Genomic DNA, 13,976 nt, shown 5'->3' with positions numbered 1-13,976 from the left:
GGTGTTCTCGGGTTCAATGGTCGGCGGCCGCCAAGGCGTCCGCTGTGGTCGTCGTCAATCAAATTCCCATGGCCTGCCGGGCCACAAAGTCCTTCAGCGGGCCGCTTCTCTCGAAGCCCTTCATGCCCCAGTTGCGCAGCGCCTGTATCGGACCTTCCTGCCGCGCAAACAGCTGCTGCAGCCCGTCGGTGGCCAGGCCCATCGGCACCAGCGCCGCCTTGCGTTCGCGCTCGTAGCGCCGCAGCAGCCGCAGGTCGGCCACGCTGCGCCAATAGTCACGCCCATGCAGCACGGCCGCCAGCGCCTGCGCATCCGCAAGCCCCAGGTTCAGCCCCTGTCCTGCCAACGGGTGCACATTGTGGGCGGCGTCGCCGGCCAGCGCCCAGCTGCGGGCCGGGCGGCCGGCAGCGGTGCCGGGCACGGGCCCGCACCAGCGGTCGGCCCGGGCCAGCTGCAAGGGCCAGGCAGCGCGCTCGGCCGTCAATTCCAGTGCGCCCAGGGCCTCCTGGCTCGCAGTCTGCAGCCGCTGGGCGAATTCCTGCGGTGACAGCGCCAGCAACGGCGCCACCTGCTCCTGCAGGACGGACCACACAACCGCGACGGAGTTCCCCTCCCGCCCGCCCAAAGGCAAAAAAGCCAGGATGCCGTCGGGCAGAAACCACTGCCGGGCCACCTGCCCGTGGGGGCGCTCGCACCGCAGCCGGGTGGCGATCGCGTGCTGGGCGTAGGGCGTGACGTCGAAGTTCACGCCAAATTCGTCCCGCGTGCTGCTGGCCCGGCCCTCGCACACCACGGTGAGCGCGGCGGGGACGGGGGCGTTCACCACCTCGACATGGGGCTGGTAGCGCACCGCCTCGGCCAGGCGTGATTCCAGGGCGGGCACGTCCACGATCCAGGCGAGGGCCTGCACGCCCTGGGCCGCCGCGTCGAACCGCACGGCGCCGCCCTGGTCGCCCTGCACCTGCATCTGGCGCACGGCGGTGGCGTGTTCTTCGTCGGGCCAGCTGCGCAGGGATTCCAGCAACTGCCGGGACGCCAGGTTGAGTGCATAGGCCCGTACGTCGGTTGCGGCAGGATTCTTGGGGCCGGGGGCGGGCAGCAGCGCCACTTTCAGCCGGTCCCGTGCCAGCAGCAATGCCAGGGTGGTGCCCACCACGCCGGTGCCGCGAATGCAAATATCAAAGGTTTGGGCCATGAGGGGCATTGTAGGAGCCGTGCCGGGCCGCCGTGCGCAGTGCAAAATTGCGGGGAAGGGGCATCTTCCCCGTGTCCAAGGGTCCGTTTTTCAGGAGCGTGCTGGCGTGAGTTTCAACCCCGATTCCGATCTGTCCGGCACCATCGCGCGCCTGTTTGTCTACCCCGTCAAGTCGTGCGCGGGCATCGAGGTGCGGGAGGCGCTGCTCACCGAGACGGGCCTGGACCTGGACCGCGCCTGGATGGTGGTCGATGCCGATGGCATGTTCCTGACCCAGCGCGCGCTGCCGCGCATGGCCTTGATCCGCCCGCAGCTCAAGACCGAGGAGATGGTGCTGCGCGCGCCGGGCATGCTGGCGCTGCACGTGGCCATCGACGCGGTGGAGGCGCCCGCCACGGTGACCGTCTGGCGCGACACCGTGCCCGCCTGGGACATGGGCGCGGTGGCGGCCCAGTGGTTCACCGACTTCCTGGGCCAGCCCTGCCGCCTGGTGCGCTTCGATCCCGAGCACCGGCGCCTGTCCAGCATGGACTGGACGGGGGGCGTCGAGGCGCCCAACCAGTTCTCGGACGGATTCCCGGTGCTGGTGGCGAGCGAGGCATCCATGCAGGAGCTGAACGACCGCCTCACGGCCGCCGGCCACGGCGCCGTCGGCATCGAGCGCTTTCGGCCCAACGTGGTGCTGGGCGGCGTGGATGCCCACGACGAAGACCGGGTGGACATGGTGCGGGTGGACGGCGGGGCCGAGGGCGAGATCCATCTGCAGGGCGTCAAGCCCTGCGCACGCTGCCCCATTCCGGACATCGACCCGGCCACCGCCGAGAGAAGCCCCGAGGTCGGGGCAACGCTGCGGACCTACCGCGCGGACCGGCGCCTGAACGGTGCCATCACCTTCGGCATGAACGCCATCGTGCGCCAGGGCGCCGGCCAGGTGCTGCGCGTGGGGCAGCGGGTGGCGGCCGATCTGCGGTTTGACTGAGGCCTGAACAGACCCTCGCGGAGGGCCATGGCTGGCGCGCCGTAAAATCGGCGGTTTGTCTCCGAATTCCAGAAAGCCCTGCCATGAGCCTCCAATGCGGCATCGTGGGCCTGCCCAATGTGGGCAAGTCCACTCTCTTCAACGCGCTGACCAAGGCTGGCATCGCCGCCGAGAACTATCCCTTCTGCACGATCGAGCCCAACACGGGCGTCGTGGAAGTGCCCGACCCGCGCCTGCAAAAGCTCGCTGAGGTGGTCTCGCCCGAGCGCGTGGTCCCCGCCATCGTCGAGTTCGTGGACATCGCCGGCCTGGTGGCCGGTGCCTCCAAGGGCGAAGGCCTGGGCAACCAGTTCCTGGCCCACATCCGCGAAACCGACGCCATCGTGAACGTGGTGCGCTGCTTCGAAGACCCGAACGTGATCCACGTGGCCGGCCGCGTGGACCCGATCGCCGACATCGAGGTCATCCAGACCGAGCTGTGCCTGGCAGACATGACGACGGTCGAGAAGGCACTGAACCGCTACAGCAAGGCCGCCCGGTCGGGCAACGACAAGGAAGCCGCCAAGATCGTCGCGCTGCTCACGCCCATCCAGGCGGCCCTGGACCAGGGCAAGCCCGCCCGCAGCGTGCCCGTCAGCAAGGAAGACGCGCCGCTGCTCAAGCAGTTCTGCCTGATCACGGCCAAGCCTGCGATGTTCGTCGGCAACGTGAGCGAAGACGGTTTCGAGAACAACCCGCTGCTCGACCGCCTGAAGGAATACGCCGCCGCCCAGGGCGCCCCGGTGGTGGCCATCTGCGCCAAGATCGAGGCCGAGATGGCCGAGATGGGCGATGAAGACCGCGACATGTTCCTGCAGGAGATGGGCCTGGAAGAGCCCGGCCTGAACCGCCTGATCCGCGCGGGCTTCAGCCTGTTGGGGCTGCAGACCTATTTCACGGCCGGTGTGAAGGAAGTGCGCGCCTGGACGGTGCCCGTGGGCGCGACCGCGCCGCAGGCTGCCGGCGTGATCCACGGCGACTTCGAGCGTGGCTTCATCCGTGCGCAGACCATCGCGTTCGACGACTACATCCACTACAAGGGCGAGCAGGGCGCCAAGGACGCGGGCAAGATGCGCGCCGAAGGCAAGGAGTACGTCGTCAAGGACGGCGACGTGCTCAACTTCCTGTTCAATGTGTGATGCCCCCTGAGCCGCTGTGCGGCTCGGTGCCGGCCGCCAGAGGCTGTAGCTCTTCAGGCCGTCCAACCCTGCGCAGGCAGGCTTGGAGCCGCGGCCCTCGGCCCCCGCTCTCGCATTGCCGCGCAATGCGGGCAGCGGGACGACGCCGGTGGCCTGGCGGAGCCCGTTCCACGGCGTCCGCTGATCTGGGGGCGCGCCAGTTTTGTGCGCAGCTCCGTGGCTCACTGATTTCAAGAAAAATGCCGCTAGCGCAGGCAGATAAAGCGGTAACAGCTATGATTTCAATAGCGCAACCGGGTTTGCTGCCATGAACCCCGGAATCCTCTACGCCGCGCTGGCCTATGTCGCCTGGGGCCTGTTCCCGCTGTACTTCAAGCAGGTGGCCGATGTGCCGTCGGTGGAGGTGGTGATGCACCGCACGCTGTGGTCGCTGGTGTTCGTGCTGGCGGTGCTGCTGGTGCGCCGGCAATGGGCGTGGATGGGGGCTGTCGTGCGCCAGCCCCGGGTGCTGGGGGCGTTTGCGCTGTCGGCGCTGCTGCTGTCGGGCAACTGGCTGACCTATGTGTGGGCGGTGCAGAACCAGCACGTGGTGGACGCGAGCCTGGGCTACTTCATCCTGCCGCTGGTGAACGTCGCGCTGGGCTATGTGTTTTTGCACGAGCGTCCGCGCCCCGGGCAGTGGGTGGCGGTGGCCGTGGCGGCCGCGGGGGTCCTGTGGCTCACGGTGCAGGCGGGCCGGCTGCCCTGGATCGCGCTGGTGCTGGCCTCGAGCTTCGGGGTCTACGGGCTGCTGCGCAAGGTGGCCACCCTGGGGGCCCTGGAGGGCCTGGCGCTCGAGACGATGCTGCTGGCCCCGGTGGCCGCCGTCGTGCTCGGCTGGTGGGCCTGGCAGGGGCAGGGGGCGGTGGTGCAGGGCGACAACGCAGCCACCCTGGGCTGGCTGCTGGTGGCCGGGCCGCTCACCGCCGTGCCGCTGCTGCTGTTTGCGGCGGGCGCGCGGCTCATTCCCATGTCCACGCTGGGCATCCTGCAGTACATCTCGCCCAGCCTGCAGTTCGCGCTGGGCGTATGGGTGTTTCATGAGGCCTTCGAGCCCGCGCGATTGGTGGGTTTTGTGCTGATCTGGGCGGCTCTTTGCGTCTATTCTGCTGAAGGTTGGTGGTCGGTGCGCAGGACGGAGCCCGCGCGCCTATGATGCGCCGCGCTGCAGTGCGCGGCGGCCGCTGCGCACGGCGGTCCATGCCCCCATGGGTTGATCTTTCTCAAAACTGGGCGTGTGGCGCTGCCCGCTACTGGAAAACACCGTGTGGTGTGATGTCAGTTCTGCGTAAGATGCGCGGGGCCTGCCCCAGGCAGCTTGCCAAGGGCCCGCGCACCCCGGCAAGATGTTGCCACCCGAACGAACCCAGGCTCCGCCTGCCCTCCCACATGTTTTTTGGACGCAAGAATCCGTTTTCTGCCACGGATGCCTTTCCCTTGTCCGACGCAGTCATGGAGTTCGATGACTCCTCGTCGGCCGCGGCGGTGCGTCCGGCCCGGCGCGCCATGGACGGACTGGGCGCGCAGGGCGCGCGCGGCATGAGCGTGGCGCAGCAATGGCTGCAGGCGACGGGGCTGATCGGGCTGTACGCGGTGGCGTTGGTGGGTTTTTACGCGCTGGACGTGGTCTCCGCGCAGGTGCTGCTGGTGCTGGCGGGCTTGGCGGTGCTGTGCTGCCTGGTCTTCTGGGCGGTGTTTGCCACCAGGCTGCACCAGAAGCTGCGGCACCGGCACGTCAAGCTGGCCATCGTGGCCGCCGCGCTGGCGTGCATGCTGGTGCTGTTCTACCTGGAGCCCGTCACGCAGATCTTGCTGGCGCCCTTCGCGTTCGTGGCGGTGGCCTATGGCACGTTCACCGTGCCGCGCCGCACGCTGCTGGGCTTGTCGGCCTGCCTCATGGTGCTGTACGCGGGGGTGGTGGGGCTGCATTACCTGGACCAGCGCAATGCCGCGCTGCTGCGCCTGGAGGTGCTGCACGGGCTGGCCTTGCTGATGGCGCTGCCGGCCTTCATCTTGCTGATGGGCCGGGTGCAGCGCCTGTACCGCAGCCTCTACCATGCCAGCCGCAAGATCAAGAACATCCAGGAAGACGCGCAGCGCGACACCCTGGTGGGCTGCTTCAACCGGCGCTACGTGCTGGCCGCGCTCGAAGAGCAAAAGCAGCTGGCCGACGAAAGTGGCATCCCGCTGTGCCTGGCCGTGCTGGACATCGACCGCTTCAAGCGCATCAACGATGAGCTCGGCCACCTGGGCGGCGACGAGGTGCTGCGCACGTTCGCGCGCATCGCGCAGCAGGGCGTGCGCGGCGGCGATGTGTTCGGGCGCTACGGCGGCGAGGAGTTCCTGCTGATCTTCCCCGCCACCTCGCTGCTGCCGGCGCTCAACACCTGCGAGCGCATCCGAGCGCAGGTCGAGTCGCACGCCTGGAGCGGCCTGCTCAAGGGCCGGGTGACGGTGTCCATCGGCGTCACCCAGTATGTGCTGGGCGAGTCGGTGCTGGAGTTTTTCTCGCGCGCCGACACGGCGATGTACATGGCCAAGGAGGGCGGTCGCAACCAGGTGGTGGTCGAGGAGCCCGTGGCCAAGGGCGACTCGGTACTGTCGGAGTCGAGCGCCCACGCTTTCCTGTAGGCCTGCGCTCAGGGCGCAGGCGGTCAGCCGCCCAGCTTGCCGGGCATGAAGTGCAGCAGCACGCTGGTCATGACCAGGTAGCGCATGAACTTGCCGATGGCCATGTAGGCCAGGCAGGGCCAGAACGGCAGCTTGAGCCAGCCGGCCACCGCGCACAGCGGGTCGCCGACCACCGGCAGCCAGCTCAGCAGGCAGGCGCGGGCGCCGAAGCGCTGCAGCCAGGCCAGGGCACGCACGTCTGTGTGGCCGCCCCGTGCCTTGTCCACCGCCTTGTGCGCGCCCACACCCATCCACCAGCTCACGCCACCCCCCAGCGTGTTGCCTGCCGTCGCCACCAGGATCGCCGGCCAGAACATTGCGGGGTTGATCTTGATGAGGCCGAACACGGCGGGCTCCGAGCCCAGCGGCAGCAAGGTGGCCGAGATGAACGAGACGATGAAGACGGTGCTCAGGCCGAACTGCGGCAAAGCCAGCCATTCCAGCAGCTGCTGCATCCAGTGTTGCATCCAGATTTCCATAGCGGCGAAGTGTAGGGCGGCAAAACAGGGTGGTCCGCGCATGGGGGCGCTGTCCTACGCCGGCCCGCGGCATCTGCGCATGGGCCCGCCACGGCCCGATTTGTATCGTGAAGCAACACGGTGCCGCTGAAATCTGTTCTTCCTTCCAGGCGCCGCACAGGAGGCCCCCATGCAGAAAAACTCCCTGTCCCCACTGGCACACCATGCAGACCGTGCCGGGCGCGCCAGCGCCAAGGTGCCTTCGGGCACGCGCTGGTCGTCGGTGGCCATGGCGCTGCTGCTGCTGGCGGCGTGCGTGCACAGCCCCCAGGCGGCGGTATCGACATCGCCAGAGCCGCTGGTGGGCGTGACTGGACCTGGTCGCGGGGCGGCGCAAGGTTGTGCCGAGACTGCGGCCTCACGCAACGCGCTGCAGGGCATTGCGCAGGAGCTCAAGGCCCAGGGCCTGGCCTTCCGTGCGTCGTGCCAGGTGGCGCAAAGCCGCAGCGGTTGGGTGGTGCAGGTGAAGGTGGTGGATGGCGCCAAGGCCAGCAAGGTGGTGCGCGGCCCGCTGGCCGATGGCCACGATGTCGACATGGGCACCCCGGCCGGTGTGGAGTTGGCGGGTGCGCAACCCGGCGCACAGGGCTTTTCGCCCGACGTGCAGCACAACCGCGAATGGCTGCGCGGCCTGATGGCCCGCCATCAGTTCGACAACCTGCCCACCGCCTGGTGGCTCTTCGCGCAGCGCGGCGCGGTGCCCGCCCCATCGTCCGAGACCGATCTGGCAGCGCGTTGATAGGAGGCTGGCCGCCACGGCCAGCGGCGTGCCAGGGTGAATCGGGCCGTGCCATCGTGTGCGCAAGCGGCGGCCTCTGCTGGGCTGGGCGCGAGGGGCATGTCCGGCCGCACCGGCAGCCCCTGGTTTTCACGGGACGGAACATTTCATTTGCTGAAATTTTGAGCAGGTACAATCCGCCTCCTTTTTCAGCATTCGCTGCTGCCCCCTCCCGCACCCTACCCATGCACATCGGCCACATTCCTTTGGCGAACCGGTTGTTCGTCGCCCCGATGGCGGGCGTCACGGACCGGCCGTTCCGCCAGTTGTGCAAGGCGCTGGGCGCGGGCTACGCGGTGAGCGAGATGGTGACCTCGCGCAAGGACCTGTGGAACAGCCTCAAGACCTCGCGCCGGGCCAACCATGAGGGGGAGCCCGGGCCGATTGCCGTGCAGATCGCCGGCACCGAGGCGCAGATGATGGCGGAGGCCGCGGTCTACAACGTGGAGCGTGGCGCGCAGATCATCGACATCAACATGGGCTGCCCCGCGAAAAAGGTCTGCAACAAATGGGCGGGCTCCGCGCTGATGCAGAACGAGGCCCTGGCGGTGGAGATCGCCGAAGCGGTGGTTGAGGCCTGCGCGCCCTTCAACGTGCCCGTCACGCTGAAGATGCGCACCGGCTGGTGCCAGGAGCACAAGAACGCGGTGCAGCTCGCCCGCGCTTTCGAAGGCGTGGGCATCCAGATGCTGACCGTGCACGGCCGCACGCGCGAGCAGGGCTATCGTGGCCATGCGGAGTACGACACCATCGCTGCGGTCAAGGCCGCCGTGAAAGTGCCCGTGGTGGCCAACGGCGACATCACATCGCCCGAAAAGGCGCGCGACGTGCTGGCCGCTACCGGGGCCGACGCGATCATGATCGGCCGCGCCGCCCAGGGCCGGCCGTGGATCTTCCGCGAGGTCGGCCACTTCCTGGCCACGGGCGAACACCTGGCACCACCCCTGGTGGCCGAGGTGCGGCGCCTGCTGCTGGACCACCTGCACGACCACTACAGCCTGTACGGCGAACTGACCGGGGTGCGCAGTGCGCGCAAGCACATTGCCTGGTACCTGCGCGCGCTGCCCGGCGGCGAGGCCTTCAGGCAACACATCAATACGATCGAAGACAGCGCCACGCAGTGGCAGTCCGTGGCCGACCACCTGGATGCCCTGGGGCAGCAGATGGACCGGCTGCCCGCCGCCACCGGCGTGGACGCTGACACAGAAGAACAAGAGGGAATGGCTGCATGAGCAAGAAACACATCGAGGAATGCGTGCGCGAGAGCCTGCAAGGCTACTTTCGCGACCTGGGCGGAGAGACGCCCGACGGCATGTACGACATGCTGGTGCGCGTGGTCGAAAAACCGCTGCTGGAAGTGGTGATGCAGCAGGCCGACAACAACCAGTCCCGCGCCGCCGAATGGCTGGGCCTGAACCGCAACACCCTGCGCAAGAAGCTGTCGCTGCACAAGCTGCTGTGACGACCCGCACAACCTATTGCTATTAAATTTATAGCTGCTAGCGCTTATCCATAAAGCGGTAGGCCCTGTTTTTATTCAAACTCTCCCCACCACCACTGCCATGAACGCACTTCTTTCCGTCTCCGACAAGACCGGCATCGTCGAATTCGCCCAGGCCCTGCACGCGCTGGGCATCAAGCTGCTGTCCACCGGCGGCACCGCCAAGCTGCTGGCCGATAACGGCCTGCCCGTGACCGAGGTGGCCGAGGTCACCCGCTTCCCCGAGATGCTGGATGGCCGCGTGAAGACGCTGCACCCCACGGTGCACGGCGGCCTGCTGGCCCGCCGCGAACTGCCTGAGCACATGGCCGCCTTGAAGGAGCACGGCATCGACACCATCGACCTGCTGGTGGTCAACCTGTACCCGTTCGAGTCCACCGTGGCCAAGGCCGGCTGCACGCTGGCCGACGCCATCGAGAACATCGACATCGGCGGCCCCGCCATGGTGCGCAGCGCCGCCAAGAACTGGAACGACGTGGGCGTGATCACCTCGGCCGACCAGTACGACGCTGTGCTGGCCGAGCTGAAAGCCGGCGGCAAGCTCTCCCACAAGCTGCGCTTTGCGCTGTCGGTGGCCGCGTTCAACCGCATCGCCCAGTACGACGGCGCCATCAGCGACTACCTGTCGTCCGTCACGTTCGAAGAAGACAAGCTGTCGGAGACCTACGTGCCCACGCGCGCCCAGTTCGCCGGCCAGAGCAACGGCATCTTCACCAAGGTGCAGGACCTGCGCTACGGCGAGAACTCGCACCAGCAGGCCGCGCTGTACCGCGACCTGCACCCCGCGCCCGGCTCGCTGGTGACCGCAGAGCAGGTGCAAGGCAAGGAGCTGTCGTACAACAACATCGCCGACGCCGATGCGGCATGGGAATGCGTCAAGAGCTTCGAGGCACCTGCCTGCGTCATCGTCAAGCACGCCAACCCCTGCGGCGTGGCCGTGGGCCTGGATGCCCTGGATGCCTACAGCAAGGCCTTCCAGACCGACCCCACCAGCGCCTTCGGCGGCATCATCGCCGTGAACCGCACGCTCGACGGCGCGGCTGCCGCGCAGATCAGCAAGCAGTTCGTCGAAGTGCTGATGGCCCCCGACTTCACCGCCGAGGCGCTGGAAGTCTTCAAGGCCAAGGCCAACGTCCGCCTGCTCAAGATCGCGCTGCCACCGCACGCCTCCAAGACCGACACGCTGACCGACTGGCAGCGCGGCCGCAACGCCATGGATGCCAAGCGCATCGGCTCGGGCCTGCTGCTGCAGACCGCCGACAACCACGAGCTGTCGCTGATCGACCTCAAGGTGGTCACCCAGAAGCAGCCCACGCTGGAGCAACTGGAAGACCTGCTGTTCGCCTGGAAGGTCGCCAAGTACGTCAAGAGCAACGCCATCGTCTTCTGCAAGGGCGGCATGACCATGGGCGTGGGCGCCGGCCAGATGAGCCGCCTCGATTCCGCCCGCATCGCCAGCATCAAGGCCGGCCACGCCAACCTGTCGCTGCAGGGCACCGTGGTGGCGAGCGACGCGTTCTTCCCCTTCCGCGACGGCCTGGATGTGGTGGTGGACGCAGGCGCCACCTGCGTCATCCAGCCCGGCGGCTCGATGCGCGACAACGAAGTCATCGACGCAGCCAATGAGCGTGGCGTGGCGATGGTGTTCAGCGGCGTGCGCCACTTCCGCCATTGATACCTATACAAAAAAAGATATCTGCGTAAAAAGCGGCCTCACGGCCGCTTTTTATTTGCCCTTACATCTGAAAACGTTTCAACTTGAAAATTTCCTTGTTGAAAGATTTGCCTTCAAATGAAATCTGTCGCGCATATCAATAGGTTCATTGCGGGGCGGATTATGTTGAAGCTAAGTGCTGACGGGATGGTGATCGAAAATTCCAGGGTGGTTGCTCACAGGGTAACATCCATCGAGCGTTCAAAAATGGCTGCCGTGATGGGCATCATTGCCCATCAAACCGGTTCTTCTACCGAGAATTCCACACTGGCTAGTTATAAACAACCAGGCGCCAATGGTGCTCATTTTCTTATTTCGAAAACGGGTGTTATATATCAGACGGCTTCTATCATGTATCGCACCAATCATATTGGTCCGATACGCGCCCGTTGCCTTGCTGAAGTGAAATGCACGCCTTCTGAAAATTCGGCATACAAGAAGATGGGCGTCACCCGAATGCACGCAGCGGAAATGAAAAAATCAGTGCCTGAAAGATATCCGTCCAATTCCGAAACCATCGGGATCGAGATCGTGGGCCAAGCTTTCCTGCCGGCTAACAAACCAATGCCCAAAGGGCTGAGCGACGTTCAGCAAAAGCGTTTTTTTAACGATCATTCGGTGTACGAGGCGTTGACGGGTGCACAACAGATGTCTTTCAAATATCTGCTGGAGGAACTGCTGCAGACCTTGAGCTTGGAGAAAGCAGATGTCTTTCGGCACCCCACCGTCAGCCGCAAGAACGTCACGGAAGCGGCCACTGCGGAGTGGTGATGCCAAAACTGTTGTCGACAACCCTTGCCGTGATGGCCGCAGGAGTCGCCGCGTTTGCCCACGCGGCGGACGATTTTCCGCTCCTCCAGAAAGACTCCAAGGCGACGTATATTGTCAAGAATTCTGCGGGAGCGAATTCATCGGGCAATCAAGATCATTGCGTCGATTCGGTATTGACCGAGCGAAAAATGCGATTCTTCATAAAACATGCTGTCCCAAGTACGGCATTCAATTATCAACGGGCATTGATCCTGGATGACTGCACGGCCGAGGGTTTTGTGCGGTCCCACAAAGGAAAGACCTATCGACTCACTCTGGATGGCGCCACGGGATGGGGCGCGTTGGCGGCCGGAACCAAAACCAGGTATCTTTATTGCGAGCGTTGTGAAGGCATCTTAGACAAGGATTTTCCCCTCGACTGAGATGCGTTATTGGCTCTTGATGCGTTGCAGGGGGTGCACGACGTCCGCGCCCCCGTCAAGCATGTATCGAAACCGCTTCAAACGCTTGAAGAGCGGATTACGAGGGCTCACGCAGCGCAAAATCCAGCGGCAACCCCACATAGTTCTCCGCCAGCGACGTGGACGCCGCGCGTGAATTCACCAAGTAATCCAGCTCCGCCTCCTGCATCTTCTGCCCGAACTCGCCCGTGTCCGGAAAGCGGTGCATCAGCGAGGTGAACCACCACGAGAAACGCTCGGCGCGCCAGACGCGGCGCAGGCAGCGGTCCGAATACGTGTCGATGCCCGCGCTCGATTGGTCGCGGTAATAGTCCGACAGCGCATTCCACAGGTACCCCACGTCGCTCGCAGCCAAGTTCAGGCCCTTCGCGCCGGTGGGCGGCACGATGTGGGCGGCGTCGCCCGCCAGGAACAGGCGGCCAAAGCGCATGGGCTCGGCCACGAAGCTGCGCAGCGGGGCGATGCTCATCTCCAGGGCCGGGCCGGTGACCAGGTTCTCGCGCGCCTCGGGGTCCAGGCGGTGGCCCAGTTCGGTCCAGAACTGCTCGATGCTCCACTGCTCCACCTTGTCGGTCGATGGCACCTGCAGGTAGTAGCGGCTGCGCGTGTTGCTGCGCATGCTGCACAGCGCGAAGCCGCGCTCGGTGTTGGCGTAGATCAGCTCGTGCGACACGGGCTTCACGTCGGCCAGCACGCCCAGCCAGCCGAAGGGGTAGACGCGCTCGTAGGTGCGCAGCGCGCCCTCGGGCACGCTGGCGCGGCACACGCCGTGGTAGCCGTCGCAGCCTGCGATGAAGTCGCACAGCACCTCGTGCGTCTGGCCGTCCTTCTCGTACGTCACGCGCGGCTGCTGGCCGTCGAAGTCGTGCACGCTCACGTTCTGGGCGTCGTATACCGTGGTCAGGCCTTCGGCGGCGCGGGCGTCCATCAGGTCGCGCGTCACCTCGGTTTGGCCGTACACCGTCACCCGGCTGCCGCCGGTCAGCGCGTGCAGGTCGATGCGGTGGCGGGCTCCCTTGAACAGCAGCTCGATGCCGTCGTGCGGCAGCCCTTCGGCATGGGCGCGGGCGCCGACGCCGGCTTGGTCCAGCAGGTCCATGCTGACCTGCTCCAGCACGCCGGCGCGGATGCGGCCCAGCACATAGTCGGGGCTGCGCTGTTCGATGATGACGGCGTCGATGCCGGACGTGTAGAGCAACTGGCCGAGCAGCAGGCCGGCGGGGCCTGCGCCGATGATGGCAACCTGGGTACGCATGGTGGGGCAACCTCGTGGGGAAAAGATGCTGCCAAGCGTAGGTTGATCTGCGTCAAACGGGCAGGGCGACTGGGCGGTTGCGTGCGATGGGTGGATGTATTGTGCGATCATCGCGCAATGACCACCGTTCAGACCGCGTCCCCCATCGCCAGGGCGGACTTCATCGAAGGCATGGCCAAGGGCATGGCGGTGCTGGAGAGCTTCGACACCGAGCGCCAGCGGCTGAACGCCACGCTGGCGGCGCAGCGCACGGGCCTTACCCGCGCGGCGGCGCGCCGGCACCTGCTGACGCTGGCGCACCTGGGCTACCTGGAGACGGACGGCAGCTACTTCTGGCTGGCGCCCAAGGTGCTGCGCTTTTCGGGCAGCTACCTCGCGTCGGCCCGGCTGCCGCGCGTGCTGCAGCCCACGCTCAACCGGCTGGCGGCGCAGACGCAGCAGTCGTTCTCGGCGGTGGTGCTGGACGGCAACGAGGTCGTGATCGTGGCGCGCAGCGGTGTGTACGGCGCGCCGTCCCGCGTGTTGGCCTACGGCCTGCACCTGGGCGCGCGGCTGCCGGCGCACCCCACGTCGACCGGGCGGGTGCTGCTGGCGGCGCTGCCTGCGGCGGAGCTGACGGCCTGGCTCAAGGGCTGCACCCTGCAGCGTCTCACGCCGCACACCATCACGCAGGTCGGGCCGCTGCGGCAGGTGATTGCCAGGGCGCGGCGGGACGACTGCTGCCTGGCGGTGGAGGAGCATGAACTGGGCGTGCACGCGCTGGCCGTGCCGCTGCGCAACCTGCAGGGCCGCACGGTGGCGGCACTGAACGTGGTGGCATCACCCAAGCAGGTGGACGAGGGCAGCCTGCAGCGCGACATGCTGCCGCTGCTGCAGGAAGCCGCGCGCGAGTTGCGCGGGCTGTTGTGATGGCGCTG

14 protein-coding genes are annotated in these 13,976 nt (G+C 66.5%); 11 read left to right on the top strand and 3 right to left on the bottom strand.

Annotated features, from left to right (window positions below; genetic code table 11):
* Nucleotides 1-58 precede the first annotated feature (58 nt).
* Nucleotides 59-1,195 (bottom strand): FAD-dependent monooxygenase, encoded by a 1,137-nt coding sequence (locus tag ACIGHN_RS02765; RefSeq protein WP_056418336.1) that lies wholly within the window; start codon nt 1,193-1,195, stop codon nt 59-61.
* Between the two features lie 106 nt (nt 1,196-1,301).
* Between ACIGHN_RS02765 and ACIGHN_RS02760 the strand changes: the two genes are divergently transcribed.
* The 4 genes from ACIGHN_RS02760 to ACIGHN_RS02745 all read left to right on the top strand — a co-directional run bounded on the left by ACIGHN_RS02760 (nt 1,302) and on the right by ACIGHN_RS02745 (nt 6,022).
* Nucleotides 1,302-2,174, top strand: a complete 873-nt coding sequence (locus ACIGHN_RS02760) for an MOSC domain-containing protein (RefSeq protein WP_396503179.1) — start codon at nt 1,302-1,304, stop codon at nt 2,172-2,174.
* 83 nt (nt 2,175-2,257) lie between these two features.
* Nucleotides 2,258-3,352 (top strand): redox-regulated ATPase YchF, encoded by a 1,095-nt coding sequence (ychF, locus tag ACIGHN_RS02755; protein WP_396503178.1) that lies wholly within the window; start codon nt 2,258-2,260, stop codon nt 3,350-3,352.
* A 307-nt stretch (nt 3,353-3,659) separates the two neighbouring features.
* Nucleotides 3,660-4,547 (top strand): EamA family transporter RarD, encoded by an 888-nt coding sequence (gene rarD / locus ACIGHN_RS02750; protein WP_396503177.1) that lies wholly within the window; start codon nt 3,660-3,662, stop codon nt 4,545-4,547.
* A 281-nt stretch (nt 4,548-4,828) separates the two neighbouring features.
* Nucleotides 4,829-6,022 (top strand): diguanylate cyclase, encoded by a 1,194-nt coding sequence (locus ACIGHN_RS02745; RefSeq protein WP_396503176.1) that lies wholly within the window; start codon nt 4,829-4,831, stop codon nt 6,020-6,022.
* Between the two features lie 23 nt (nt 6,023-6,045).
* On the opposite strand, the gene ACIGHN_RS02740 is transcribed toward ACIGHN_RS02745, so the two are convergent.
* A complete protein-coding gene (locus ACIGHN_RS02740) occupies nt 6,046-6,528 on the bottom strand; it encodes a YqaA family protein (RefSeq protein ID WP_396503175.1) in 483 nt (160 codons plus the stop codon).
* A 181-nt stretch (nt 6,529-6,709) separates the two neighbouring features.
* Between ACIGHN_RS02740 and ACIGHN_RS02735 the strand changes: the two genes are divergently transcribed.
* From ACIGHN_RS02735 to ACIGHN_RS02710, 6 genes are all read left to right on the top strand, one after another.
* Nucleotides 6,710-7,318: a D-Ala-D-Ala dipeptidase gene (locus ACIGHN_RS02735; protein ID WP_396503174.1), complete on the top strand. Its 609-nt coding sequence runs from the start codon at nt 6,710-6,712 to the stop codon at nt 7,316-7,318.
* A gap of 224 nt (nt 7,319-7,542) precedes the next feature.
* Complete coding sequence (gene dusB, locus ACIGHN_RS02730) at nt 7,543-8,589, top strand: tRNA dihydrouridine synthase DusB (protein WP_396503173.1); 1,047 nt, start codon at nt 7,543-7,545, stop codon at nt 8,587-8,589.
* Entirely contained in the window at nt 8,586-8,819 is a 234-nt protein-coding gene (locus ACIGHN_RS02725) for a Fis family transcriptional regulator (protein ID WP_056167477.1), read from the top strand. Before dusB ends, ACIGHN_RS02725 begins: the two co-directional genes overlap by 4 nt.
* Before the next feature lie 100 nt (nt 8,820-8,919).
* Complete coding sequence (gene purH / locus ACIGHN_RS02720) at nt 8,920-10,533, top strand: bifunctional phosphoribosylaminoimidazolecarboxamide formyltransferase/IMP cyclohydrolase (RefSeq protein WP_396503172.1); 1,614 nt, start codon at nt 8,920-8,922, stop codon at nt 10,531-10,533.
* A gap of 117 nt (nt 10,534-10,650) precedes the next feature.
* Nucleotides 10,651-11,343 carry an N-acetylmuramoyl-L-alanine amidase gene (locus ACIGHN_RS02715; RefSeq protein ID WP_396503171.1) on the top strand — a complete coding sequence of 231 codons (693 nt, stop codon included), beginning with the start codon at nt 10,651-10,653 and terminating at the stop codon, nt 11,341-11,343.
* Nucleotides 11,343-11,765, top strand: a complete 423-nt coding sequence (locus ACIGHN_RS02710; RefSeq protein WP_156372064.1) for a hypothetical protein — start codon at nt 11,343-11,345, stop codon at nt 11,763-11,765. The genes ACIGHN_RS02715 and ACIGHN_RS02710 overlap by 1 nt, the downstream gene beginning before the upstream one ends.
* 97 nt (nt 11,766-11,862) lie before the next feature.
* Here ACIGHN_RS02710 and pobA read toward each other — a convergent pair whose 3' ends face one another.
* Entirely contained in the window at nt 11,863-13,059 is a 1,197-nt protein-coding gene (gene pobA / locus ACIGHN_RS02705; RefSeq protein ID WP_396503170.1) for a 4-hydroxybenzoate 3-monooxygenase, read from the bottom strand.
* Between the two features lie 117 nt (nt 13,060-13,176).
* Between pobA and ACIGHN_RS02700 the strand changes: the two genes are divergently transcribed.
* Nucleotides 13,177-13,968 (top strand): IclR family transcriptional regulator C-terminal domain-containing protein, encoded by a 792-nt coding sequence (locus tag ACIGHN_RS02700; RefSeq protein WP_396503169.1) that lies wholly within the window; start codon nt 13,177-13,179, stop codon nt 13,966-13,968.
* Nucleotides 13,969-13,976: the final 8 nt, after the last annotated feature.

The sequence above is a fragment of the Acidovorax sp. NPDC077693 genome (assembly GCF_044542805.1).
Lineage (GTDB): Bacteria > Pseudomonadota > Gammaproteobacteria > Burkholderiales > Burkholderiaceae_C > Acidovorax.
Note: the sequence above shows the minus strand (reverse complement) of the source record. Positions and strands in the feature narration are given on the sequence as shown.